The 9418-nt window shown below is 40.7% G+C and carries 11 protein-coding genes; 7 read left to right on the top strand and 4 right to left on the bottom strand.

Translation table 11 applies throughout. The features are described from left to right. The 3 genes from ACESM0_RS10990 to ACESM0_RS10980 all read left to right on the top strand — a co-directional run. Positions 1-156: GNAT family N-acetyltransferase (locus tag ACESM0_RS10990; RefSeq protein ID WP_372906259.1), on the top strand; the 156-nt coding region annotated here is incomplete at its 5' end. Positions 157-223: 67 nt separating this feature from the next. After that, the gene (locus ACESM0_RS10985) at positions 224-1297 is read left to right on the top strand and encodes an alanine racemase (protein WP_372906257.1); all 1074 of its coding nucleotides are present in this window, start codon (positions 224-226) and stop codon (positions 1295-1297) included. A gap of 94 nt (positions 1298-1391) precedes the next feature. Then, the gene (locus tag ACESM0_RS10980; protein ID WP_372906256.1) at positions 1392-1982 is read left to right on the top strand and encodes a peptidoglycan DD-metalloendopeptidase family protein; all 591 of its coding nucleotides are present in this window, start codon (positions 1392-1394) and stop codon (positions 1980-1982) included. A 201-nt stretch (positions 1983-2183) separates the two neighbouring features. Here the strand turns inward: ACESM0_RS10980 and ACESM0_RS10975 are convergent, their stop codons facing one another. The 3 genes from ACESM0_RS10975 to ACESM0_RS10965 all read right to left on the bottom strand — a co-directional run bounded on the left by ACESM0_RS10975 (position 2184) and on the right by ACESM0_RS10965 (position 3942). Continuing rightward, on the bottom strand, positions 2184-2903 hold the full coding sequence (locus ACESM0_RS10975; RefSeq protein ID WP_372906255.1) for an SIMPL domain-containing protein: 720 nt from the start codon (positions 2901-2903) through the stop codon (positions 2184-2186). A 104-nt stretch (positions 2904-3007) separates the two neighbouring features. After that, on the bottom strand, positions 3008-3568 hold the full coding sequence (locus ACESM0_RS10970; RefSeq protein WP_372906258.1) for a sensor histidine kinase: 561 nt from the start codon (positions 3566-3568) through the stop codon (positions 3008-3010). 35 nt (positions 3569-3603) lie between these two features. Further along, positions 3604-3942, bottom strand: a complete 339-nt coding sequence (locus ACESM0_RS10965) for a hypothetical protein (protein WP_372906254.1) — start codon at positions 3940-3942, stop codon at positions 3604-3606. 453 nt (positions 3943-4395) lie between these two features. Here ACESM0_RS10965 and ACESM0_RS10960 point away from each other — a divergent pair, with 453 nt between their 5' ends. The 4 genes from ACESM0_RS10960 to alr all read left to right on the top strand — a co-directional run bounded on the left by ACESM0_RS10960 (position 4396) and on the right by alr (position 9282). Further along, on the top strand, positions 4396-5520 hold the full coding sequence (locus ACESM0_RS10960; protein WP_372906253.1) for an amidohydrolase: 1125 nt from the start codon (positions 4396-4398) through the stop codon (positions 5518-5520). A gap of 831 nt (positions 5521-6351) precedes the next feature. After that, entirely contained in the window at positions 6352-6813 is a 462-nt protein-coding gene (locus ACESM0_RS10955; RefSeq protein WP_372906252.1) for a transposase, read from the top strand. 477 nt (positions 6814-7290) lie between these two features. Continuing rightward, positions 7291-8001: a hypothetical protein gene (locus ACESM0_RS10950; RefSeq protein ID WP_372906251.1), complete on the top strand. Its 711-nt coding sequence runs from the start codon at positions 7291-7293 to the stop codon at positions 7999-8001. 99 nt (positions 8002-8100) lie between these two features. Beyond that, the gene (gene alr, locus ACESM0_RS10945; RefSeq protein WP_372906250.1) at positions 8101-9282 is read left to right on the top strand and encodes an alanine racemase; all 1182 of its coding nucleotides are present in this window, start codon (positions 8101-8103) and stop codon (positions 9280-9282) included. Here the strand turns inward: alr and ACESM0_RS10940 are convergent. Beyond that, the coding region (locus tag ACESM0_RS10940; RefSeq protein WP_372906249.1) for a hypothetical protein at positions 9228-9418 on the bottom strand (191 nt) is incomplete at its 5' end. The two genes, alr and ACESM0_RS10940, sit on opposite strands and share 55 nt — an antisense overlap.

Here is a 9418-nt window from a genome sequence, read left to right as displayed (position 1 = left end):
CGTGGACAGGGCGTAGGTAAAGCACTGATGGAACGAGTTATTGAAGAAACTGATGGGGATATTGCTCTTCACGTTGAACCCGATAATCCTGCCAAATTCCTCTATGAGAAATTTGGTTTTACCAACAAATACCTCGAAATGAGATTAGAAAAATAGCAATCTAGAGTTAATTTCAGTGATTTTTCTGAAACACTGAAGACTGACATACTGTCTACTGTATAATATGGCATACGTAAAACTTTATAGAAGTGAGCTGCAACACAATTACGAATTTCTTGACTCACTCTTCAAAAAAAACGGTATCAAGTGGGGAATTACTACCAAACTTCTCTGTGGAAATCGGGATTTTTTGAAAGAGGTGATCAATTTGGGGATCGGTGAAGTTCACGACTCCAGAATCAGCAATCTCAGAAGGATTAAGGAGATTGATACGAATACGATGACGATCTACATCAAACCCCCTCCGAAGGATATTATTCCGGATGTGGTGAAGTACGCAGATGTAAGTCTGAACACCGAACTTTCCACTCTCTATGAGTTATCTGAAGAGGCTCAACGCCAAGACAAAACTCATAAAGTAATCATTATGATTGAAATGGGTGATTTACGCGAGGGTGTGATGCGTGAAGATCTGATCAATTTCTATGAGAAAGTATTCAAACTGCCGGGAATTGAAGTGATAGGCCTGGGAACCAACCTGAACTGCATGCATGGCGTGATGCCGGATGGAGATAAACTTATTCAGCTGGCACTTTATAAACAGATTATTGAACTAAGGTTTAAAAAAGAGATTCCACTTGTATCCGGAGGTACTACGGTTACCATTCCGCTATTGATGAGAGATCAGCTGCCTGATGGTGTGAATCACTTTCGTATAGGAGAAGCACTCTTCTTTGGAAAAGATCTCTTTACGGACGGCCTGATCGATGATATGAGTGATCAGGTGATGGAACTCTACACGCAGGTGATTGAGATATCAGAAAAACCGGTAGTTCCTTCAGGTGAATTGGGTATGAATCCACAGGGCAAACAGACAAAAGTTTCTCAGGATGATTTTGGGAAAACTTCCTACAGAGCTATTATTGATATTGGTGTTCTTGATATTCAACCAGACTATTTAATCCCTGTGAATGAAAACATCAAAATTCTGGATGCCAGTTCTGACATGCTTATTCTGGATGTAGGCACAAATGAAAAGGGGTATAAGGTTGGCGATGAGATCCGTTTTAAACTTAAATACATGGGGGCACTCGGCCTGATGAGCTCTGACTATATTCAAAAACGAGTGGCAGATTAAAGTTCTTTGTTTCTCATATAGTTGTGCTGATGACTCAATGAGTTACGCAGAGGCTGAAAGAGCAAAAAATACTGTCTGAAAAGAAAGCATATAAATGATTAATACCCAAACGTATCCGGTGATGAACCTTCCGGATGATTATGAAGTATTCGATTTTTCAGAAGGATACGACCCTGATCAAATGGCTCAGTTTGTAAAAAGTGGAGGTTGGGGAGTTGGAGGCTATAATGAAAAGCGGAAAAACATGTATCTGGCTCCTCAGTATGAGAATCGCCGCAATATCCACATGGGGATTGATATCTGGGCCAAGGCAGGAGAACCTGTCTATTCTCCTTTAGACGGTGTAGTGGCTTACATCGCTAATCATGCACAAGAGGGAAATTACGGTGGCACTCTGGTTCTGAAACATAAGATAGACGGGGTTAGTTATTTTGCACTCTATGGACATCTTTCACCAAAAAGTATTTCTCATCTAAGACAGGGGCAAAAAGTGACGGCGGGAGAAATAGTAGGGGAGCTTGGTGATGAAAGTGAAAATGGAAACTGGCCACCGCATCTTCACTATCAAATTAGTATTCAGGATCCGGGTGAGGCGGACATGCCCGGTGTTGTCTCAGAAGAAGAACATGAGGAGGCTTTGAAACTCTATCCCGATCCCAGGATTTTGATTGGGGATATATATTGATTTGAGTGTTTAAGACCTGTCACTTCTGGTTAAAAACTCCAAACCTGAGTTCGATAGACAAATTTATTATACAAGGAGCCTGAAAAGAGGATTCAACAGATGAGGATGTTCATCAGAATATAGAAAGATCCAACGAACACCCCTCTAAATCTCCCCTTGTTAGGGGAGACTTTTCCATTAATCAAACTCAGGTGCCAAAATTTAGTCCGACAGGTAATACACAATTGTAGAAACCACTCGCACTTTTTTGATATGTGGATTGTTGTTGTCGCGATCCATAATGCTGAACTGACCCTGCGAAGCAGTTTTGATTTTGCCGAGTTTTGAGTTTGAATCCTCTGCGAATTTCTCGGCAACCTGACGCGCCTCCTTGGTCGCCTGTTCAATCATGTCCGGTTTAATCTCATTCAAACGCGTAAAGATGTATTCTGGACGAATTTCATACTCATTTCCACTGAGTGTAACGCCCTGTTTTCCAAGTTCAACCAGCTCACTCATTATGCTTCTGACATTCTCAACATTTTCAGAGTATATCGTAGCTGATTGAGATGCAATATAGCGATACTGAAAATTTTCGTTTCCACCGTAACGCTGGGCCGATCGGTCGGTAAGTAGGGGAGTCGAGAACGCTATCTCATCCTCTGAAATCCCATTCTCAACAAGAAAATTTTGGACCATTTCTGCGCTGCTGTCCAGCGATTGATAAACACCGTCCAGGCTATTACTGGCTTCCGTGAACTGAATTGGCCAAATTACGATATCGGCGAGATGCTCCTGTTCGGCAAGACCTTTGACGGTTACTGTTCGTTCAAAGCTCTTAAAATCTATAGCAGCCTTGCTGATGAAATATCCAAGGGAAGTGAAGCCCAGAACGATTGAAATCCCCATGACAACCATTCCGGCATTTTTATATTTATCCATATCACTCAAGGTTATAAAGTCGTAATCATTGAAATTTCATGTACGGAGTGAAGTCATAGAAGTTCCCGAAATTTAACAGGTTTACTGCTGTTTGAAATAATTTATCAAATCAGGAATCCGCTTGCAGCTCCCTTAACATCTGCTTTCTTAAATTTCAGCTCAAATGTTGTTCCGGTTCCGTTTGAAATATATCTATTTTCACCGTCAAGCTGTTTCGTTAAAAGATCGATTAATTCAAGACCAAGAGAAGAGTGTTTTTTCTCATCAAAATCATCCGGTAACCCAACGCCATCATCCACCACACGAATGGTTACCATATCACTTTCTTCATCGGCTTGAATTTGTATTGTCCCCTTATCTCTGCCGATAAAACCGTGTTTCAAGATGTTGCTAATGACTTCATTGATTAACAGGGAGCAGGGTACACTTTGGTTAATATTTAACTCTATGGGTTGGAGATCGAAATCAATATTTACCTCAGTATCGGCCTGCAGGGTTTCAACAATGCTGTTACTAAGTGATTTAAGGCTGTCGGAAAACTGAAGTTTTGAAAAATTATTTGCTTTGTAGAGCTGCTCATGAATTCCAGCCATGGATTTAATTCGAAGTACGCTTTCCAGTAACTGACGATTCAACTCTTCACTTTCGCTGTTCATCGCCTGCATCTGCATTAAGCTTGATACAATAGCCAGATTGTTTTTTACGCGGTGATGAATTTCAGCAAACAGGGTTTCTTACGCTTCTCTTCAGTAATATCCCGGATTGTATGGATGACGAACTCTACATCATCGTTGTCATTTTTAATGGGGATATTTTGAAGCTCATAGAATTTGGTATCATTAAACTTATTGTGAGCATCTCCCTCAGTAACTTTTAACACACCGGTCTTATCTGGCTCTCCTGTCTTAATCACTTTCTTGAAAGAGTGCAATTGCTTTTTTCCCTCTGCCTCATCAAGATCTACTGGAAATGCATCAAAAAAATGGTTTGTTGATTGCTGCAGATACCGGCTTAGAGAAGACACTTTGAAAACTTTCATTTGTCTCAATGATGGTAAAATCCGGAGCTTTGGCATCAATCACCACTGCCGGCAGCGGTAAATGTTTAAATAGTGATTTATAGTCCTGAACTGGGGACATGATTCAAATAACGCTTAGAATTTCCGGTTTATATAATGAATCGGGGGGAGGGTTCTGCCAAGATAGTTTTTTGACGAACCTAAAGATTAAATTTTCTTAATAAAAGGTAATGTAAATATCCACCCGAGCAAACAGTTTTTTTGACTTATGATCCACGGGCAGTATGCTTTGAAATTATATAAATTCAAAATGTAGCGAATAAATAGTGGTTGATTTACCCACAAAAGAGCATACACGCCGATAAGGTGTTCTTTACAGATCCAAAGAATTCAGGGAGTTTAATTCGTATTCGTCAGAGAGAAGCTGTTATTTTACCTGACCAAGAATACAATATCTGACTAACCACAAACGCTTTGAATACAGACGAGTTAATACAAATTCGTAAAGAATTGCATGGCAACCCGGAACTCTCCGGCTGCGAATCGGAGACGGCTTTACGGATTATTGAAGAGCTAAAAAAGTGTGATCCTGATGAGCTTCTAACCCAATTGGGTGGTACCGGCATCGCTGCAAAATTTAGTTCCGTGAACGATCCTGTAAAGACAATTCTGTTTCGGGCAGAGCTGGATGCAATTGCAGTTCGCGAAGAGACCGGTTTAACATACAGTTCGAAGAATAACGGAGTTATGCACGGCTGCGGACATGACGGCCATATGTCTATCCTTTTAGGTGTGGCAAAGAAATTGGCCACAGAGAGGCCTGCGAACAAAAACGTTTGGCTTCTGTTTCAACCGGCCGAAGAGACAGGGGAGGGGGCCGAGCGAGTATTGCAGGATGATAAATTTGATGTTGTTCAACCCGATTTTGCTTATGCGCTTCACAACCTGCCGGGCTATCCGGAAAATCAGGTGGTTGTTAAAAAGGGTGTATTCGCGGCAGCATCCATCGGAGTTCAGGTTAGGTTTAAGGGGAAATCCAGTCACGCCGCTTACCCCGAACAGGGGATGAATCCGTCACGGGAAGTTTCAGAACTGGTTCAGTTTGCTAATCTGGAGTTTGATGATTTTAAATCAAAAAATTCCATCAACAAGATTGTGACTACGTATATTAGTTTGGGGGAGAGGGCATTTGGGATAAGTCCGGGTGAAGGTGAAGTTGGATTTACGATTCGATCCTCTTCAGATGAAGAGCTAACTGGAGCTGTAGATAAATTAAGGGAGAAGATTCACTCTTTAGGGGAAATTTTTAAAGGAGATATTTCATTTGATTTGGTTGAGCCATTTGCGGCAACGGTGAACGATCCTGATGGCGTGGAGAGAGTCATTGCGTCGACATCAGAAGTAGGTTTGAATCTGAAAGAGTTGGATGCGCCATTTCCCTGGAGTGAGGATTTTGGGTCATTCTGCAAGAGATGTCCCATTACGCTATTTGGTTTAGGGACCGGTGAGGAGCATCCTCCGCTTCACTCCGAAAAATACGATTTCAATGACGAGTTGATTCAGGCGGGTGTGAAGATGTTTATTAATTTGATTGAGTAATAGTCCGACTTCCAGGTCACATCTCAATACTACCGGTGTGCCATGCCTACGGCATTCTTGAATGTGTTCACACTTCATAATACCACAGGTTGAAACCTGTGTCTATGATGTTGATCATGGCTACGCCAATTAATTTTGACAGCAGACTTGGAGTAAAAGTTTAAATCTTTTGCTACAAGGATTTTTTAAGAATTCAGAGGTTTTGGAGTTGTTTAACGAAATTGAGTGTCTTTAGACACGAATCACATCGTAGCCCCACAATTCATTGTGGGGTTCATAATGGTCACCCAGATTATGCAGTGCCGTAGGCACGGCACACAGAATACAAAATGAATGTTATCAATCCGGAATGCGAGCCCCCCGTGTATCATGCCTACGGCATTCAAGGCTTTTTTCCATTTTTTCCACCACAGGTTGAAACCTGTGGCTATGATGTTGGCCATGGCTACGCCGTTTGGATCATGAACCGAAATATAATTTGGCAGAAAGGTTTCCAAATCATTGTATTCGATACAAATATTATATGAACTGTAATTCAAGATCTATTATAGATGTTGGGTTATATAAAATCTTCCGGTTATTATCCTGGAGTATATTCATAGCGATTAACTACGATATTTCTAAAACCAGTGTCGTTAGACACGAATCACATCATAGCCCCACAATTCATTGTGGGGTAATCAGAATGTCATCCTGATATATCAAGTGCTGGAGGCACGGTGCAAAAATATTTTGTTCTTAAATATGAAATTGTGAATTTATTTATGGAGTATTTAGCCGTTGTATGGATAAAAAAAGAGAATCCATTTTTAATAATTAAAATCAGGGGATATGGCAAATACGTACTGTAAAATTTATCTGCATACCGTCTTTGCGGTCAAGTTCATGAAAGCACAGATCAAACCGAAGTGGGAAAATAGATTACATTCGGTAATTGGTAGTTTAATTAATCAGTCAGGAGGGAAGTCAATTATTGTAAATGGGACTTCTGATCATATTCATTGCTGTTTTTATAAGAAACCTATCGTTTCAGAGTCTGAATTGATGAAGATAGTCAAGGCAAAGTCGTCCAAATGGATAAATGAATCCGGACATTTAGATCATAGATTTTCGTGGCAAAAAGGTTTTGGATGTTTTTCTTTTTCTGAATCTCAGAGAAATCAGGTTTATAGATACATCAAGAATCAAAAAGAACATCATAAAAAATTGGGATTTTGGGAAGAGTATTTAAAGCTGCTTGAATCTTCCAATATTGTATTTGACGAAAAATATATCTTTCACGAATTAGAGTGAAAAAAAACGGTAACCGTGTTCCATGCCTACGGCATTCTGGACTTTTTTCTCATTTTATCTACCACAGGTTGAAACCTGTGGCTATGATGTTGGCCACGGCTACGCCGTTTGGATTTGGAAGCTAATTCAATCTGTCTGAGTGATTTAAATTTTTTTTAGTAGAGGTTTCAAATGTTGTCAAACCAGCTATAATGGTATTGCATCTATATTATTTGCAAGAAATATGTGGTTGTAAAACCAGTGTCGTCAGACACGATAGCACATCATAGCCCCACAATTCATTGTGGGGTTTGAATCAGATCCTAACGAATAGCAAGTGCCGCAGGCACGGCTCATATCATATAGATCAGACCATAAAATATCATACGAATAGATGATTTAACAACGTTTCATTTACAGAATTCAAAATAGTTGTTTACTATTACAGCTAAATAATATGGGAACGCAAGTAAATTCGTCAAAGATCAAAATAAGACCATGAAATTAACATTTACATCCATTATAACACTACTCTTACTGTTAGTTTTAAACCCTGAGAATGTATTATCTCAGGTACAAAATGAAGCTGAAATCTCATCATCAGAAATGAGAAATATGCTGGATTCAAATCAGATTCCGCTTCACAGAGCAACGAATACCGAAGGGTCCCCTTATCTTTTCGATGATTTTTATGAAGGTATTGTCTCCCTTGAAAACGGGTATACTACTCGTCCACTGCAAATTCGATACAATACACATACCCAGAGTATCGATTTTGTGAGCGGTAATCTTGCATTCAATGTCAGCGGCGAACAAATTGAATCTTTTGAATTTACAGTAAATGGAAAGGAGCACCAATTCAAAAAAGGATTTGATCTGCGCGGGATTTCCGAGGATGATTTTGTTGAAGTAGTTTCTGAAGGGGAAGCCACATTTGTAGTTCGCCACAACACAAATTTCTTCGAAGACGCTGCCAGTTATGGACAGGCAACGCAACAAGATCGATATGTTACGGACGAGGTCTTTTACCTGAAGGTGGATAACGATGATTTTAACAGAATCCGAAGACCCAACCAAAGAAGGGTATTGAAGAATTTCGATCGTTTTGAAAATGAATTAGAGCAATTTGCAGAACAGCAGAATTTAGACTTTGCAAACAGGCTGGATATAGCTCGCTTAGTGGATTATTACAACTCGCTGGCCGAATAGCCATAAACTCAAAGCATTGTTCGAATTGACATAAAACCTGACCGCAATCGGAAGGCAGTCAGGTAAAAGGAATTGAAAATTTATTAGCTATCACTCTACATGCAACGATCTCCGTCCGAATCTCTTCAGCCTTCACTTATTGAACTTAGCCGTTCCGCACTAGAACAGAACTTCTCGTTTTTACAAAGCAGGGCTAAAAATGGAGTTCGAATCTCTTCGGTAATCAAAGGGAATGCATATGGTCACGGAATCTCCTCATTTATTCCGTTAGCGGAATTATGCGGGATTGATCATTTTTCGGTGTTTAGTGCTGATGAGGCTGAAGGAGTGCTGAAATTCAGGTCAAATCCCGATACGGATGTTATGATTATGGGAATGGTACGGGATGAGGAATTATCCTGGGCGATTAAAAATGGTATTGAGTTTTATCTTTTTGAGATGGAACGCCTGGACAGAGCGCTTGAAGAAGCCGGTAAATTAGGAAAAAAAGCCAGGGTGCATCTTCAGATCGAAACCGGAATGCACCGTACCGGATTTGAGAAGCCGGAATGGGAAACAGTATTTCAGAAGATTAAGGAAAATCCGGAATCTTTTGATTTGAAAGGGATCTGCACACACTATGCGGGGGCTGAAAGTGTAGCCAATTACTTCAGGATTCAGAAACAGAATGAAACCTTTCGAGAAGCTTTGGAAATGGCCAAATCAATGTTTGACCAAATGCCTCCCGTTCACGCTTCTAGCTCGGCTGCATTTTTGACCATGCCAGATAAACAGTACGATATGGTTCGCATTGGCATTGCTCAGTACGGTTTTTGGCCCAGCCGGGAGACATATATGCATCACGCTAAAGCCAGTGAGTTTGATAAAGACCAGGATCCGCTTCGAAGGGTAATGACATGGAAAAGCGAGGTAATGAGTACTAAATGGGTAAAGGCCGGAGATTTTATTGGCTATGGAAATGTATACATGGCGGGCCGGGATATGCGTATAGCCACTGTACCTATTGGGTATACACACGGATTTGGAAGAAATCTGACAAACTCGGGTTATGTATTAATCGGCGGAGAGAGAGCAAACGTATCCGGTTTAGTAAACATGAATATGATTACAGTTGATATCACGGATATTCCCGGGGTTGAAAAAGGGAATGAAGTTGTTTTGATTGGTCATCAGGGGGATGATCAGATCACCGTAGCTTCTTTCGGTGAGATGACCAATAATCTTAATTACGAAATCCTGACCCGGCTTCCGGCTTCAATTCCCAGAATTGTAGTGGATTGAGTGGAGGATCGCTGGGATAAATCCACTGGAAGATATAAGACCTGACAGGTTTTGAAAACCTGCCAGGTCTCGTCTCCAAGCCAAATCCAAACGGCGTAGCCGTGACCGACATCATAGCCACAGGTTTCAACCTGTG

The sequence above is a fragment of the Rhodohalobacter sp. genome, assembly GCF_041686455.1.
In the GTDB taxonomy this organism is placed as follows: Bacteria; Bacteroidota; Rhodothermia; order Balneolales; family Balneolaceae; genus Rhodohalobacter.
The sequence above is the reverse complement of the archived record's forward strand: the minus strand, read 5'-3'. Positions and strand labels throughout refer to the sequence as shown.

Bases quoted from the DNA above. Each gene is read 5' to 3' on its own strand.
- ACESM0_RS10950 (WP_372906251.1), top strand. From the start codon at position 7,291: ATGAAATTAACATTTACATCCATTATAACACTACTCTTACTGTTAGTT.
- ACESM0_RS10970 (WP_372906258.1), bottom strand. From the start codon at position 3,568: ATGCAGGCGATGAACAGCGAAAGTGAAGAGTTGAATCGTCAGTTACTG.
- ACESM0_RS10985 (WP_372906257.1), top strand. From the start codon at position 224: ATGGCATACGTAAAACTTTATAGAAGTGAGCTGCAACACAATTACGAA.
- ACESM0_RS10975 (WP_372906255.1), bottom strand. From the start codon at position 2,903: ATGGATAAATATAAAAATGCCGGAATGGTTGTCATGGGGATTTCAATC.
- ACESM0_RS10980 (WP_372906256.1), top strand. From the start codon at position 1,392: ATGATTAATACCCAAACGTATCCGGTGATGAACCTTCCGGATGATTAT.
- ACESM0_RS10965 (WP_372906254.1), bottom strand. From the start codon at position 3,942: ATGAAAGTTTTCAAAGTGTCTTCTCTAAGCCGGTATCTGCAGCAATCA.
- alr (WP_372906250.1), top strand. From the start codon at position 8,101: ATGCAACGATCTCCGTCCGAATCTCTTCAGCCTTCACTTATTGAACTT.
- ACESM0_RS10955 (WP_372906252.1), top strand. From the start codon at position 6,352: ATGGCAAATACGTACTGTAAAATTTATCTGCATACCGTCTTTGCGGTC.